Origin of the sequence: Streptomyces ochraceiscleroticus, assembly GCF_000720485.1 — a bacterium.
Classification (GTDB): domain Bacteria; phylum Actinomycetota; class Actinomycetes; order Streptomycetales; family Streptomycetaceae; genus Streptomyces; species Streptomyces ochraceiscleroticus.
Genome location: NZ_JOAX01000002.1, coordinates 352,892 through 365,512, shown reverse-complemented (window position 1 = coordinate 365,512; position 12,621 = coordinate 352,892). Strand labels below are relative to the sequence as shown.

Sequence of the window (12,621 nt, the reverse complement as noted above, 5' to 3'; positions counted from 1 at the left end):
AGGGCAGGTACGTACTGAGCGGTAGGGGTTGAGCGGGAGGAAGTTACCGGCGGTTGCACCTCGCGGCGCGTCCGGGCCCGCGGCATAGGCTGAAGCCGTGGAAGCGAAGACAGGCACCAAGGACGGCCCGAAGGAACGCGAGTTCCGCATGACCGAGCTGGCCAAGGAGGCCGGCATCACGGTGCGTACGCTGCGTTTCTACCGCGAGCGCAAGCTCATCCCGCCGCCCCGCCGCGAGGGCCGCATCGCCTGGTACAACGAGCACCACCTGGCCCGGCTCCGGACGATCGCGGGCCTGCTGGAGCGCGGCCACAACCTCGGCGGCATCGCGCAGCTCCTCACCGCCTTCGAGAGCGGCCGCGACGTCGGCGAGCTGCTGGGCCTGGACAGCGGCTCGCTGGTGGCCCCCTTCTCGGAGGAGACGCCGGTCCGGCTCACCCCCGAGGAGCTGGCCGACCACTTCAAGGACCATGTGACGGTCGACAACCTCGCCAAGTCCCTGGACATCGGCTATCTCGCCGTCGACGGCGACGAGTTCGTGCACATCAGCCGCCGGCTGCTGGACGCCTCGACGGACCTGGTCGCCGAGGGCGTGCCGCTCGCCGCCGTGCTGGACGCCGGGCGCCAGGTCCGCGCGCACGCCGACGCGCTGGCCGAGCTGTTCATCACGGTCATCCGCACCCACGTCCTGCAGGACGTGCTGGCGCGCGCGGAGGCCGGCGGCACGCCCGGCCCGGACGAGCTCGCCAGGATCGCGGGCACCATCGACAAGCTCCGCCCGCTCTCCAAGAGCATCGTCGACGCCGAACTGTCCATGGCCATGGACCGCCGCATCGGCACGGAACTGTCCGCGTGGGCGGGCGGTACGGCGGCGGGCGATACGGACGCGGGCGACCCGGAAACGGACTGAGCCCGCCCCCGGCGGCCTGCGCGCGCCGGGAACGGACTCATCGCACTACGGCCGGTTACGTCCCCGCCGGCTTCGCCACCTGCGGCTTCCCGGCCGCGGGCGCGGTCGCCTGCGGCTGGGCGCCGTCGGGCTTGGCCGCCTCGTGGTGGCCGGGCTGCTGCTTGGCCGCGTCATGGTGGCCGGGCTGCTGCTGGGCCGCGTCATGGTGACCGGGCTCCGGCTTGGCGGGCTCCGGCTTGGCGGGCTCCGGCTTCGCCGGGTCCGGCTTCGCGCCCTCGTGGTGGCCGGACTCGTGGTGACCGGGCTCCGGCTTGGCGGGCTCGGGCTTCGTGGCCTCGTGGTGACCGGGCTCGGGCTTCATCGCGTCCGGCTTCGCCGGGTCCGGCTTGGCCGCGTCGTGGTGGCCCGGCTCCGGCTTCGCTGGTCCCGCCTTCCCGTTCTGCGGCTGCTGCACCGGGTCCTGCTGCTGCGGTGTCTGCTGCTGCGGGGCCGCCGCCTGCCGGACCTCCGTCAGCTTCCAGATCTGCAGCGGGTCCTTGTCGGAGCACGGCTTCAGGGAGACGCGGTCGCCCTTCTTCCGGTCGATGACCTCGGTGACGCAGTCGTGCCGGACCTCACCGCGCAGCTGTCCCCGACTGGGGTCCGTGCCGGGTCTGCGGATCTGGTAACCCGCGCCGTGCTTCGTGAACGTCCAGTCCGTCATCTGCTTCAGCGAGCAGGACGGGAACATCAGCTTCCGTCCGGGGTTGATGCCGAGGCAGCCCTTCTTCGCGTCGCTGCGCAGCTGGAACCGCTCGGCGTGCGGCTTCAGCGCGAACACGTCGGTCGCGCCCTGGCTGCCGCAGGTGATGAGCGACAGATCCAGCATTCCCTTGGCCGCACGGGGGGCCAGGCAGCGGCCGTCGGCGGCGCTGGCGATGCGGAAGTCCCCCTTCCCCGGAGCGGCGGGCCGGCCGCCGGGGTCACCCATGGCGGTCCCCGCCTGGGCGAGCAGCAGCGCCGCTCCGGCCACCGCGCCGGACACAGCCTTGATCCTGTACCGCATGTTGCGTTTCCTCTCCTGGCGTGCCGCAGGACCGGAAACGGCCCGCGGCGACAATGTCGACAAAACGCAACAAAGCATGAAACCAGGAGATATGCCGACTAACACGCATGAACGAGTGAAAGAAACGTCGCCCTGGAGTCCCCGACTCGGGCACGCGAGTGAACACCGGCTGCGCTCCGCACAGGCAAGGTGACCGCTCGTGCGGACGGTGTTGCTAGATTGAGCCATCGTCCATCTGAGGGACGCGTGCGGGGGGAGTCAGCAGTTGGCTTGGGACGAGTGGGAACAGCTGAAGGCCGACACGGCCGGCCAGACGTCACCCGGGATGCAACTCGCCGGCACCGGAGGTGGCGGCGGAGGGGGGCAAGGGGACCTACGGGTCAGCCAGAAGGACCTGGCCGCCGTGGGGAACAGCGCCTTCTCGCTGTTCGAGGACCTGGGGCGGTACGGGCGTGACGCCTGGTCCAGCAGCCAGACCGCGGCCAAGGATCTCAAGAGCCAGGAGTACGAGATCGGCGGTGCGCTGCACCACGTGCAGGCACGGTGGGAGAAGCAGCTCCAGTCACTCCTGGATGCCTGCGCCCACATCTCCAATCATCTGGATTACACCAAGAAGGCGCACCAGGGCGATGAGTACCACGTCGCCTCGACCATCAGCAGCATCTCCCGGCTGGACAGCGGATTCGACGAGCGGACTCAGCGCTGATGGACCTCGAAGCACTGCGGCACGGCAACTTCTCCCTGCTCGGGGACGCCATCAGCGACTGGACCGACATGATCGGTCACCTCAAGGACCTCGAAGAACGCGCGAAGGACGACCTCAAGAAGAAGTCCGACAAAGCCAACTGGGCTGGCCTCAACGCCAGCGTCACTCGTGAATTCATCACGAAGACCGCCGGTGAATTCTCGGATGCGGTGACCCAGGCCACCACCATTCGCGACATTCTCCGGGACACCCGCGGTGAGCTCATCAAACACCGCGACGCCCTCAATGCCGCCATCGACCGCGGCTGGGACAAGCACCTCAGTGTCGTCGGTACGCAAGGCGGCGGCTTCAAGGTCTACGTCAACGTCCATCCCGAGCCCAAAGACGCCGAGAAGGACATGACAGCCCTCCGCGACGAGCTTCAGGGCATCCTCAACAAGGCGACCGAGAGCGACAGCACCGCCGCGCAGGCTCTCCGTGCCATCGCTGACCAGGCCACATATGGCTTCTCCGACGCTTCTTACAAGGACCGGGACTCCGCCTCGGAGGCCATCAAGGCGGCCGAGGACTTGGCTCGGATCGGCGCCAAGGACCCCAAGGACCTGACCGCCAAGGACTTCGACAAGCTGAATTCCGGCCTCAAGAAGTATGCGGACGATCCACTCTTCGCCGTCACCTTCGCCGGAAAGCTCAAGGCCAAGGGAACCCTGGAGCTGTGGGCCGGGATCAACGACCCGCACACCAACTACGAGCTGGGGCACTCCCGCGTCGACAAGTACGACGACCTCCAGAAGAACCTGAGCCTCACCCTGGCCAACGCCACCCAGAGCGACAGTCCGGCGATGACGAACTGGAAACGGGACATGGTTCAACTGGGGCCCGAGCCAGTGGGCAGGTCGGGTGGCCCGATGGGCTTCCAGGTGATGAGCAACCTCATGCGCTGGGGCGACTTCGACGACAAGTTCCTCAACGACTACGGCAACAAGCTCATCGCGACCGAGAAAAAGCTCACCGACAATGGGCGCCACGAGCCGTTGCCCTGGCAGCACAAGGCCATCGATCCGTTCCTCAACCGTACCGGTACGGACTCGGGCTCGGATCCCATGACCGGCTTCATGAAGGCCCTTTCCAAGAGCCCCGACGCCGCGACCGAGTTTTTCCACGACCCCTTCGTCACGAAGGACGAGGATCACGACTTCGAGCGCGACACCGACGGCGACGAAAAGAAGGGCAAGGTCGGGCTCAGCAACTTCCAGTACCTCTTCGAGGAGCGGGACTGGCCACAGGACCAGAATAGCGAGGGCAAGGACAGCGTCACCGGCCGGGACTCCTTGGCCCTGGCCCTGGAGGCGGCCACCACCGGGCACCCCGTGGGCACCCAGCCGTCACCGGAGGACTACGCACACAGCAAGGAACAGGCCGACCTGTACAAGGGAATCGTCGAATCCATCTCGGAGAATCCCGAACGCCTGACGAAACACGGCTTCATGTCGGACAGCTTCGGACGAATGTCGGGCGAGTACATGCCGGACATCAACCGATCACTGTGCGCAGATGAGTTGGGTGTTGCCAAGTTGTATCCCGTAGCCGGCTCAGCGGCAGATATAAAGGAATCCGACACCACGCGCTTCCTTCACACATTGGGCCAGAATCCCGATGGGTTCAAGTATGTGACGGCTGGACAACACGCCTATACGAATGCGCTGCTGGAGTATCACTACGAACACCCCGGCGCATACATCTCCGATGCGAAGTTCTCGGAGACGGAAAACCTCAAGGAAGCGGTGCACGCCCTCGCAAGGCAATCCGGTGAGATCCAAGGCACGATCGCGGCCGGCAGGACTTTCGAGATTGAGCAGTCCGGGGCGGAGAAGGACGAAGAGTTCAATAAGGCTCTGGAGACCACCAAGACCTGGGCAAGCAGCGCAGCGGGCATCGGCGTCGGCCTGGTCACAGCCCCCTACACCGGGCCAGGTGGAGCTGTTGCAGGCGGGCTGGCCGGGACGGCGACGGACCAGGTCCTGGGCTCGATCGTCGACGGCCTGAAAAAGGACGGTTCAACCGAGATTCTTTACCGGAACGGGGAGGACTGGAACGACGTGAAAAAATCCACCTCGCTGCTCATTCAGCAAGGCGCCGAAAAGGCTGGAGAGCGCTCCGGTAACGCATCAGAGAACATTGTGGCAACTTCCGGCGGCCAGGTCGAACTCGGCTTCGGGACTGCTGTGGGAAATGTGCGCGACTACGTCTACGGCCAACATGGACCGCCTGCGGCCGGAAAGTGATGGAATGAGCGTGGCACGTAAAAGACTCGCAATAATCCTGGCGACCGGGGTGCTGATGCTGGCCGCAGCGGTAGTCGCACTCTCCGTGGCAGGATTTCCCCCCTTCGAGAAGAAGGGGACCGTCGACTCCGCCTCCGTCTGCACCTCTCTGGGCGGCGGTGACGCGACACCCGAAGATGTAGAAAATGTTCTGCCTGCGGCGGAAGAGTACACCTTCGAGGACGACGACCCGGCACGTTCCGACCCGAGCCAGAGCACCTTTGAGTCCTCTTGCTTCGTATCTGCCGATGGCAAGACCGCTCTCAGCGTTCGGACGGAGATGGTGCGGGCCGCTTCGGCCGGATTGTGGGCCAAGCACTCCGTAGCGAACAACGAATACGTGGGATCGCGGCAGGCAAAGACATTCGACGCCGGTGAAAGCGCACTGTCCGGGAAGCGTTTTGCGGCCGTTTATGTGCCGTGCGTGTCGGACGGGAAAATTCCGGGCGGTGTCCGAAACGTCAGTGTGGTGGCGCGAGCCATGTCGCAGCCCTCTGCCGACCCGGAGGTGGCCGAGCGCAGCCTCAAGGCATTGTTGCTTGACGCAGCGCGGCATGCGCATTCACGGGCCAAGTGCGACCTGCCTTCGAAGCTGCCCGGCGACTCGTAGCGACGGCGGTCGAGGAGAGTTGGGGCGCGGGAACTGCGGGAGTCCCTCAGCGCCCCGACTCCTCAGAGACCGTAGACCATAGGCGCCACCCCGTCGTTACTGTTCGTAAGTGACGGTAACCGGCGCATGGTCGGACCAGCGCCGGTCGTAGGACTCGGCGCGTTCCACGTATGCCTTCAGGGCGCGGGACGCGAGGGTCGGGGTGGCCATGTGGTAGTCGATGCGCCAGCCCGCGTCGTTGTCGAACGCCTTGCCGCGGTAGGACCACCAGGAGTACGGGCCCGCGACGTCCGGGTGGAGGGTGCGGACGACGTCCCGGTAGCCCGCCTCGTCCAGGACGCGGGTGAGCCAGGCGCGCTCCTCGGGGAGGAAGCCGGCCTTCTTCTGGTTGGCCTTCCAGTTCTTCAGGTCCACTTCCTGGTGGGCGATGTTCCAGTCACCGCAGACCACGACCTCCCGGCCGTCCGCCGCCGCCTTGCCCTTCAGCTCGACCAGGTACGGCAGGAACTCCGCCATGAAGCGTTCCTTCTCGTCCTGCCGGTCCGTGCCGACCTCGCCGGAGGGCAGGTAGAGGCTGGCGACCGTGACGCCCGGGAGGTCCGCCTCGACGTAGCGGCCGCTGGTGTCGAACTCCGCCGATCCGAAGCCCACCCGCACCGCGTCCGGCTCCCGGCGCGTGAGCAGCGCCACGCCGGCCCGCCCCTTGGCCGCGGCCGGCGCGTACGTGGCGAACCAGCCCTCGGGCGCCCGCACCTCCACCGGGAGCTGGTCCAGCTCGGCACGTACTTCCTGCAGGCAGATGACGTCCGCGGCGGTCTCCGCCAGCCACGGCACGAAGCCCTTCTTCGAGGCGGCCCGCAGGCCATTGACGTTTACTGTGGTCACGGTGAGCATCCGGGCACGATACCGACTCACGAAACGCGCTCGCCCCAGGCGGTCGGACGCCCGTACGATTCCATGAATGGAGATTTCGCCCGTTGTCCGCCCGGTGCGGTACGACCACCCCGACGCCGTGAAGCTCGACGAGCTGGTGCAGCAGGAGTACGTGCTGCGGTACGGCGATCCCGACATCACCCCGCTCGACCCCGCGATGTTCGAGCCGCCGCACGGGATCTATCTGCTCGCGTACGAGGACGGCCGGCCACTGGCGACCGGCGGCTGGCGCCGGCAGGACGCGAACGACGAGGGGTACTCGGACGGCGACGCCGAGATCAAGCGGATGTTCGTGACGGCCGAGGCGCGCGGGCGCGGGCTGGCGCGCCGGATCCTGGCCGCGCTGGAGGACGACGCGCGCGCCGCCGGGCGGACGCGGATGGTGCTGGAGACCGGGACCAAGCAGCCGGAGGCGCTGGAGCTGTACGCGTCCAGCGGCTACCGGCCGGTGCCGAAGTTCGGGCACTACCGGGAGTACGAGGACAGCCGCTGTTTCGCCAAGCCGCTGTGACGCCGACGGGCTGAGGCGGCCCCTCCGCCCCTCGCTCGCGATCTTTGTTGACATCCTCCCGGGCACCCTTCCATACTCATTCCACTAATTAACTAGTGAAAGGGGGGACCGGGATGAGTGAAGCCATCGCGATGGAAGCCCGGGAGCTGGGCAAGAAGTACCGGCGCGGCTGGGCGCTGCGGGATCTGTCCTTCCGGCTGCCCGCCGGACGGGTCTGCGCGCTCGTCGGGCCGAACGGCGCGGGCAAGAGCACGTTCCTCGGGGCCGCCACCCGGCTCGTCCGGCCGACCACCGGAACGCTGGAGCTGTTCGGCGTGCCGGTCACCGACCCGGCAGTGCTGCCCCGGTTCGCCTTCCTGGCGCAGGACAAGCCGCTGTACAAGCGGTTCACGGTCGCCGAGACGCTGCGCACGGGCCGCGAGCTGAACCCCGGCTGGGACCAGGCGGCGGCGGAGCGGATCGTGCGGGCCGGGGACATCGCCCTGGACGCCAAGGTCGGGACGCTGTCCGGAGGGCAGCGCACCCGGGTCGCGTTCGCGCTGGCTTTCGGGAAGCGGCCGCAGCTCCTGCTGCTCGACGAGCCGATGGCCGACCTCGACCCGCTCGCCCGGCACGAGCTGTCCGGCCTGCTGCTGGCCGAGGCCGCCGAGCACGGCACGACGGTGCTCATGTCGTCCCATGTGCTCGCCGACCTGGAGGAGATGTGCGACTTCCTCCTCGTACTGGCCGGGGGCCGGCTGCGGATGGCGGGCGACACCGACGCGCTGCTGCCCGCGCACACGCTGCTCACCGGCGCGGCGGAGGACGGCGCCCTGCCCCGGGAGCTGACCGAGGGCTGCACGGTCGTGGAGCACCGCGTCACGGGGCGGCAGTTCACCGCGCTCGTACGGAGCGAGGGGCCCCGGGCCGAGCTGCCCGACGGCCCGTGGGAGACGGCCGTGCCCGGCCTTGAGGAGGTCCTGCTCGGCCACCTCCGCCCCTCCGAAGCACCGCCCCTGATCACCGCCGCTGCCCGGCCCTCGACCCCCCTGGAGGCGGCGTGAGCACGCTGACCGACACCCGTCCCGCCACCGCCCGCAGCCGCGGCCCGCTGCACGGCCTGACCTGGCTGGTGTGGCGCCGCAACCGCACGGCGTTCCTGCTGCTGGCCGCCGTCACCGTGGTGTCGTGCGGGTACTGCCTCTACCACCGCGCCGGCGTGCTCGACTTTGTCGCCCAGTACGGCAACACCATCCGCTACAGCGAGAAGTTCGAGAAGGCGTACAAGGAGGTGTTCGACCGCACGTACGACCTGTCCTACCTGCCCGCCCTCCTCGGCATCTTCCTCGGCGCCCCGCTGATCGCGGGCGAGCAGGAGCACGGCACCGTACGGCTGGCCACCACCCAGTCCGTCTCGCGGACCCGCTGGATCGCCGCGACCGTGGGGCTGCCGCTGCTGGCCGTCCTCGTCTGCACCACGCTGATCTCCCTCGCCTTCACCGCCCTGTGGACGCCGGCGAACCAGCTCGTGAACTACGGCGACTGGCTCGGCGGGACGATCTTCGACATCACGGGCCCGGTGCCGGTCGCCCTGGCGCTCTTCCTCACCGGCTGCGGTATGGCCGTGGGCATGCTCGTACGCCGGGTGGTCCCGGCCATGCTGCTCACGCTCGTCGTCACCACCGGCACCTCGTTCGTCCTGGACTGGCTGCGGCCCCGGCTGGCCACCCCGCACACGGCGACCGGCCCCGCCTCCGGCGACTTCCCGGCCATCCCGGACTCCGCGATCAACTTCGACCAGTGGCTGGGCACCGCCGACGGCCGCCTCCTGGGCTGGGGCACCTGCGTCGACGCCAAGAACGAGGCGGCGTGCCAGGCCGACCAGGGCATCGTGCATAAGATCGTCGAGTACTTCAGCCTCGACCAGATGGCGGGGATGCAGTGGCGCGGCGCCGCTCTGCTGCTCGTCCTGACCGCGCTGATCGTGGCGTTCATCGTGCAGTGGACTCGCCGGCGGCCGCTCTGAAAACCCACCGCGCACACCGGCGCGCACACCGAGCGGAGAGGCGCTGACCATGGTCGAATTCCGCATCGACCGGCGCAGCGGCGTCGCCACGTACCAGCAGATCGTCCAGCAGGTCCGGCAGGCGCTGCGGCTGGGCACGCTGGTGGAGGGCGACCGGCTGCCGACCGCCGCGCAGGTCGCCGCCACCACGAAGGTCAATCCGAACACCACGTTGAAGGCATACCGCGAGCTGGAGCGCGAGGGCCTGGTGGAGCCGCGCCCGGGCCTGGGCACCTTCGTGAGCCGCACGCTCGCCCGCCCGGAGTCCGAGGGCGACGCCGTGCTGCGGGCCGAGCTGGCGGGCTGGGTGGACCGGGCCCGCACGGAGGGCCTGGACCGCGAGGACGTGGAGGCGCTGTTCGGCGCGGTGCTGGAGGAACGCTTCCCGAGGAGTTGAGGTTCCCGTGTCTTGACCCTCACGTCACGTCAGGCCGCAGGCTGAGCGGGACGGACGGCGGATGTCCGACGGTCGGACACGGACGGGGAAGGCTGTTCCATGAGCTATTCGGTCGGGCAGGTCTCCGGCTTCGCGGGCGTGACGGTACGGGCCCTGCACCACTACGACCGGACCGGGCTGCTCTCGCCCAGCGAGCGCAGCCCGGCCGGTTACCGGCTCTACGGAGACGCCGACCTGGCCCGCCTCCAGCAGATCCTCTTCTACCGCGAACTGGGCTTCTCCCTGGAGGAGATCAAGGCGATCCTCGCCGACCCGCAGGCGAATGTCCTGGAGCAGTTGCGCGCCCGGCACCGCCTGCTGACCGAACAGATGGAGAAGCTGCAGCGCCTGGTCGAGGTCGCCGAACGGGCCATGGAGGTCCAGCAGACCGGCATCACGCTGACTCCGGAGGAACGGTTCGCGGTCTTCGGCGAGGTGTCGTTCGATCTCACGTACGCCACCGAAGCCCATCTGAAGTGGCAGCACAGCGAGGGCCACCAGCGCTCGATGGCGCGCGCCGCCGCGCACAGCAAGGAGGACTGGGCCCGTCTCATGGCCGAGGCGACGGCCTGGCGACAGCGGCTGACCACGGCCTTCGACACGGGCGAACCGGCCGAGGGCGAGCGGGCGATGGAGCTCGCCGAGGAACACCGGCAGCACATCACCCGCTGGTTCACGCCCTGCCCGCCCGACATGCACTGCCGGATCGCGGAGGACTTCGCCGCCGACCCGCGGGCCTTCGCCCTCACCGTCCCGCCGTCCGAACAGCGCCCCGGACTCGCCGCGTACCTGCTGACGGCGGTACGGGCCAACGCGGTGCACCGGGGCCCGGCGGAGGGGGGCGCGCGATGAGGATCCTGATCACGGCGGCCGGTTCACGCGGGGACGTGGCCCCGTACACCGGGCTCGGCGCGCGGCTGCGGACGGCCGGACACGAGGTGGCGCTGGCCACGCACGAGGCGTACGCGGAGGCGGTACGGGCCGCGGGGCTGGAGTTCCGGCCGCTGCCTGCGGATCCGCGCACGGCCGGACTGCGCGCGGCCTGGCCCGCCTCCGGGGACGGACCTGGGGACGGCCCTGGCGGGCGGGGCTTGATGGCCCGGGCCGCCGCCTTCCTGGCGCAGCTCGGCGACGGACTCGCCGACGCCGCGTCGCCCGGCACCGACCTGATGCTGCTGTCCACGACCACCGCCCCGCTCGGCTGGCAGCTCGCCGAGGCCACCGGCACCCCGAGCATGGGCGGGTACCTCCAACCCACCCACCCCACCCGGGAGTACCCGCCGGCCATGGGCAGCGGACGCCCACTGGGCCGCTGGGGCAACCGCCTCGCGGGCGCCGCGGCCCTGAAGGTCGTCGACCGCCTCTACGCCGGCCCCGTACGCGCCCTGCGCGCCCGGCTCGGCCTCCCTCCCGCGGCCCTCTCCGCGATGCGGGCCCGCAGGGAGGCCGCGCGCTGGCCGGTACTGCACGGCTTCAGCCCGCTGCTGGTACCCCGGCCCGGCGACTGGCGGCCGGGCCTGGAAGTGGCCGGCACCTGGTGGCCGCACGCGGCGCCGGACGACCGCCTGCCGCCCGCCGTCGAGGACTTCCTCGCGGCCGGTCCCCCACCGGTCTTCGTCGGCTTCGGCAGCATGGCCGCAGGGGAGGGCGAACGCCTCGGCGAACTGGCGGTACGGGCCCTGCGCCGCGCGGGAGCACGCGGCATCCTCCAAGCGGGCTGGGCGGGGCTGGCGGCCGACGAGGCAGCGGACGGCATCCTCTCGGCCGGGGACCTGCCGCACGCGCTGCTCTTCCCGCGGGTCGCCGCGGTCGTCCACCACTGCGGCGCCGGCACCACAGCAGCCGCCCTGCGCGCCGGTGTCCCCACCGTCCCCGTCCCGGTCACCGCCGACCAGCCCTTCTGGTCCACCCGCCTGTCCGCCCTGGGCGCGGCAACGACTCCCCTGCCCTTCAAGGCCCTGTCCGGCGCGGACGCCGAGAACCGCCTGGCGGCCGCCGTCGAGAGGGCCCTGCGCGACACGGTGATACGCGACCGGGCCCGGAACGCGGCCGCCCGGCTGGCCACGGAGGACGGCGCCGGAGAGGTACTGCGGGCCGTCGAGCGGATCGCCGAGGGCGGTCCGGAGCGGACGGTGTTCGGCTAGCCGGCCGCGTCGTCGAGCGTGCGCAGTACCTCCGCCGTGTGGTCGTCGAGGGGGAAGAAGAGTTCGATGGCCAGTTCGGAGAGGGTGACGTCGTTGGGGGCGCCGATGACGGCCATGGTGCTGAACAGGGCCAGTTCGCCGTGCGGGGTGCGGAAGCGGAGGGGGATGACGGCCTCCGGGGTGCGGGGGGCGGTGTCCGCGTCGGCGGGCGCGGTCGGCGCCTCCGTAGGGCCGTAGGCGCGCACCTCTTCGTAGAGCGCGCGCAGTTCCGGGTCGCCGGTGGCCTCGGCCTCGCGTTGCAGACGTTCCATGAAATGGCCGCGGACTTCGTGGAGGTTGGTGCAGCGGGCGGCGAGCCCTTCGGGGTGCAGCGCCATGCGGGCCACGTTGGCCGGGGGTGCGAGCAGCTCCGGGGGTACGCCGTCGAGGAGGACGCCCATGGCGCGGTTGCCGGTGACGACGTTCCAGCCGCGGTCGACGACCACCGCCGGGTACGGCAGATGGCCGGCCAGCATCATGTCGAGGGCGCCGCGTACCGACCGCAGCCCGTCGTCCTCCAGCGCGCTCTCCCGATAGGCGGGCGCGTAACCGGCTGCCAGGAGCAGGCTGTTGCGCTCACGGAGCGGCACATCGAGGTGGTCGGCGAGGCGCAGCACCATGGCGCGGCTGGGGCGGGCCCGGCCGGTCTCCACGCAGGACAGGTGCCGGGCCGAACTCCCCGCGCGCAGCGCCAGTTCGAGCTGGCTGAGCCGACGGCGTTGCCGCCAGTCGCGCAGCAGGGTGCCGACGCGCGGCCGGTCGGCGGGCGGCGCTTCGCGGGCGAACGGTCCTGCTGCGTCGGCGAGTTCGGCGGTCATGGCCTTGAGCCTAACGTCGCCGGTCGCGGCGTCCATGACCTCGGAGGTCATTGCCCGCACCAGCCGCCCCTTGCCACCGTTCGTTGCGTACGGACCACCTC

Annotated in this window: 13 protein-coding genes; 10 read left to right on the top strand and 3 right to left on the bottom strand. The window is 69.9% G+C overall.

Annotated features, from left to right (window positions below):
• Positions 1–148: 148 nt before the first annotated feature.
• Positions 149–910: a MerR family transcriptional regulator gene (locus tag IG84_RS0103855; RefSeq protein ID WP_031051337.1), complete on the top strand. Its 762-nt coding sequence runs from the start codon at positions 149–151 to the stop codon at positions 908–910.
• Between the two features lie 55 nt (positions 911–965).
• Here IG84_RS0103855 and IG84_RS42545 read toward each other — a convergent pair whose 3' ends face one another.
• On the bottom strand, positions 966–1,955 hold the full coding sequence (locus IG84_RS42545) for a hypothetical protein (protein WP_031051334.1): 990 nt from the start codon (positions 1,953–1,955) through the stop codon (positions 966–968).
• 403 nt (positions 1,956–2,358) lie between these two features.
• Here IG84_RS42545 and IG84_RS0103845 point away from each other — a divergent pair, with 403 nt between their 5' ends.
• The 3 genes from IG84_RS0103845 to IG84_RS40990 are packed head-to-tail and all read left to right on the top strand — an operon-like array spanning position 2,359 to position 5,595.
• Positions 2,359–2,661, top strand: coding sequence for a hypothetical protein (locus tag IG84_RS0103845; RefSeq protein ID WP_342668393.1), 303 nt, complete (start codon positions 2,359–2,361; stop codon positions 2,659–2,661).
• Positions 2,661–4,946 (top strand): DUF6571 family protein, encoded by a 2,286-nt coding sequence (locus IG84_RS0103840; protein ID WP_031051330.1) that lies wholly within the window; start codon positions 2,661–2,663, stop codon positions 4,944–4,946. The genes IG84_RS0103845 and IG84_RS0103840 overlap by 1 nt, the downstream gene beginning before the upstream one ends.
• Before the next feature lie 4 nt (positions 4,947–4,950).
• Positions 4,951–5,595: a hypothetical protein gene (locus IG84_RS40990; RefSeq protein WP_157848807.1), complete on the top strand. Its 645-nt coding sequence runs from the start codon at positions 4,951–4,953 to the stop codon at positions 5,593–5,595.
• Between the two features lie 96 nt (positions 5,596–5,691).
• Here IG84_RS40990 and IG84_RS0103835 read toward each other — a convergent pair whose 3' ends face one another.
• Positions 5,692–6,489: an exodeoxyribonuclease III gene (locus IG84_RS0103835; RefSeq protein ID WP_031051327.1), complete on the bottom strand. Its 798-nt coding sequence runs from the start codon at positions 6,487–6,489 to the stop codon at positions 5,692–5,694.
• Between the two features lie 67 nt (positions 6,490–6,556).
• Between IG84_RS0103835 and IG84_RS0103830 the strand changes: the two genes are divergently transcribed.
• The 6 genes from IG84_RS0103830 to IG84_RS0103805 all read left to right on the top strand — a co-directional run bounded on the left by IG84_RS0103830 (position 6,557) and on the right by IG84_RS0103805 (position 11,663).
• Positions 6,557–7,039, top strand: coding sequence for a GNAT family N-acetyltransferase (locus tag IG84_RS0103830; RefSeq protein ID WP_031051325.1), 483 nt, complete (start codon positions 6,557–6,559; stop codon positions 7,037–7,039).
• A 113-nt stretch (positions 7,040–7,152) separates the two neighbouring features.
• Complete coding sequence (locus IG84_RS0103825) at positions 7,153–8,082, top strand: ABC transporter ATP-binding protein (RefSeq protein ID WP_031051324.1); 930 nt, start codon at positions 7,153–7,155, stop codon at positions 8,080–8,082.
• The gene (locus IG84_RS0103820; protein ID WP_031051322.1) at positions 8,079–9,044 is read left to right on the top strand and encodes an ABC transporter permease; all 966 of its coding nucleotides are present in this window, start codon (positions 8,079–8,081) and stop codon (positions 9,042–9,044) included. Before IG84_RS0103825 ends, IG84_RS0103820 begins: the two co-directional genes overlap by 4 nt.
• Before the next feature lie 49 nt (positions 9,045–9,093).
• Complete coding sequence (locus IG84_RS0103815) at positions 9,094–9,480, top strand: GntR family transcriptional regulator (RefSeq protein WP_031051319.1); 387 nt, start codon at positions 9,094–9,096, stop codon at positions 9,478–9,480.
• A gap of 99 nt (positions 9,481–9,579) precedes the next feature.
• On the top strand, positions 9,580–10,371 hold the full coding sequence (locus IG84_RS0103810) for a MerR family transcriptional regulator (protein WP_031051317.1): 792 nt from the start codon (positions 9,580–9,582) through the stop codon (positions 10,369–10,371).
• Entirely contained in the window at positions 10,368–11,663 is a 1,296-nt protein-coding gene (locus tag IG84_RS0103805) for a glycosyltransferase (RefSeq protein ID WP_031051314.1), read from the top strand. Before IG84_RS0103810 ends, IG84_RS0103805 begins: the two co-directional genes overlap by 4 nt.
• Here the strand turns inward: IG84_RS0103805 and IG84_RS0103800 are convergent.
• The gene (locus IG84_RS0103800) at positions 11,660–12,580 is read right to left on the bottom strand and encodes a helix-turn-helix domain-containing protein (RefSeq protein WP_245659212.1); all 921 of its coding nucleotides are present in this window, start codon (positions 12,578–12,580) and stop codon (positions 11,660–11,662) included. The genes IG84_RS0103805 and IG84_RS0103800 overlap by 4 nt on opposite strands.
• Between the last annotated feature and the right edge of the window lie 41 nt (positions 12,581–12,621).

Excerpts from the sequence above, each read along its gene's own strand:
- IG84_RS0103855 (WP_031051337.1), top strand. The coding sequence starts at position 149 with ATGACCGAGCTGGCCAAGGAGGCCGGCATCACGGTGCGTACGCTGCGT.
- IG84_RS42545 (WP_031051334.1), bottom strand. The coding sequence starts at position 1,955 with ATGCGGTACAGGATCAAGGCTGTGTCCGGCGCGGTGGCCGGAGCGGCG.
- IG84_RS0103840 (WP_031051330.1), top strand. The coding sequence starts at position 2,661 with ATGGACCTCGAAGCACTGCGGCACGGCAACTTCTCCCTGCTCGGGGAC.
- IG84_RS40990 (WP_157848807.1), top strand. The coding sequence starts at position 4,951 with ATGAGCGTGGCACGTAAAAGACTCGCAATAATCCTGGCGACCGGGGTG.
- IG84_RS0103835 (WP_031051327.1), bottom strand. The coding sequence starts at position 6,489 with ATGCTCACCGTGACCACAGTAAACGTCAATGGCCTGCGGGCCGCCTCG.
- IG84_RS0103830 (WP_031051325.1), top strand. The coding sequence starts at position 6,557 with ATGGAGATTTCGCCCGTTGTCCGCCCGGTGCGGTACGACCACCCCGAC.
- IG84_RS0103825 (WP_031051324.1), top strand. The coding sequence starts at position 7,153 with ATGAGTGAAGCCATCGCGATGGAAGCCCGGGAGCTGGGCAAGAAGTAC.
- IG84_RS0103815 (WP_031051319.1), top strand. The coding sequence starts at position 9,094 with ATGGTCGAATTCCGCATCGACCGGCGCAGCGGCGTCGCCACGTACCAG.
- IG84_RS0103810 (WP_031051317.1), top strand. The coding sequence starts at position 9,580 with ATGAGCTATTCGGTCGGGCAGGTCTCCGGCTTCGCGGGCGTGACGGTA.
- IG84_RS0103805 (WP_031051314.1), top strand. The coding sequence starts at position 10,368 with ATGAGGATCCTGATCACGGCGGCCGGTTCACGCGGGGACGTGGCCCCG.